The 455-nt window shown below is 68.4% G+C and carries 1 pseudogene; it reads left to right on the forward strand.

Features of this window, described 5'->3' with window-relative positions:
• Positions 1-19 precede the first annotated feature (19 nt).
• Positions 20-455 (forward strand): annotated as a pseudogene (locus AC1DUE_RS20300) (glycoside hydrolase family 2); the annotation flags it as partial.

A 455-nucleotide genomic window follows, 5' to 3' on the forward strand; every position in this document is an offset into this window, starting at 1 on the left:
GGACGGCGGGAACCCGCCGATGGGCAAGCAGCGCCTCGACCCGAGCGGCATCTGGTACACCCCGTCSTCCGGMATCTGGCAGACSGTGTGGATGGAGCCGGTCGCCACCGATCACGCCGACTCGCTGAAGCTCACCCCCGATGTGCAGGGTGAGAAGGTCGCCGTCGAGGTGCGCGGGGTACGGGACGGGGTGCCGGTGACGGCAACCGTGTACGACGGGAAGCGCAAGGTCGGGACGGCCACCGGCCGTACCGGATCGGCGCTGGACGTGCGCGTGCCGGACCCGCATCTGTGGTCCGCGAACGACCCACACCTCTACCGGTTGAAGGTCTCCGTCGGCTCCGATCGGGTCGGCAGTTACTTCGGGATGCGGTCGATCGCTGTGGAGAAGGTGAACGGCACCCCGCGCACCGTTCTCAACGGCAAGCCGGTGTTCATGATGGCCACCCTCGACC

Source organism: Cellulomonas sp. P4_A2, assembly GCF_056402515.1.